1 protein-coding gene is annotated in these 374 nt (G+C 65.8%); it reads right to left on the bottom strand.

Translation table 11 applies throughout. The features are described from left to right. Positions 1-36 precede the first annotated feature (36 nt). A partial coding sequence (locus tag CC207_RS23950) for a YbaN family protein (protein WP_088852887.1) occupies positions 37-374 on the bottom strand: 338 nt, incomplete at its 5' end.

Below are 374 nucleotides of genomic sequence, written 5' to 3'. Positions count from 1 at the left end.
GCCTTGTGGGAGCGGGCTTGCCCCGCGATGGCGTCACTACGGTCGCTGCAGGGTCTTCTGCCTGAGGATCCAGGTACTGACCAGCACCGCGCTGGTCAGCATGAACACCCGTGCCCAGAACAACGGCACCAGGTAGCAGGACAGTCCGATGCTGGCCCACATCAGGCCGATCGCATAAACCTTGCCCCGCAGCGGAATTCCCTCGCCGCTGAGGTAGTCGCGGATCCATGGCCCGAGTTTCGGATGATTCACCAGCCAGTGGTGAAAGCGCGGCGAGCTGCGGGCGAAACAGGCCGCCGCCAGCAGCAGGAACGGGGTGGTGGGCAGTACCGGCAGGAAGATCCCCGCCACCCCGAGCGCGACACTGAGCCAGC

The organism is Pseudomonas sp. DrBHI1, assembly GCF_002205115.1.
GTDB lineage: Bacteria > Pseudomonadota > Gammaproteobacteria > Pseudomonadales > Pseudomonadaceae > Aquipseudomonas > Aquipseudomonas mosselii.
Note: the sequence above shows the minus strand (reverse complement) of the source record. Positions and strands in the feature narration are given on the sequence as shown.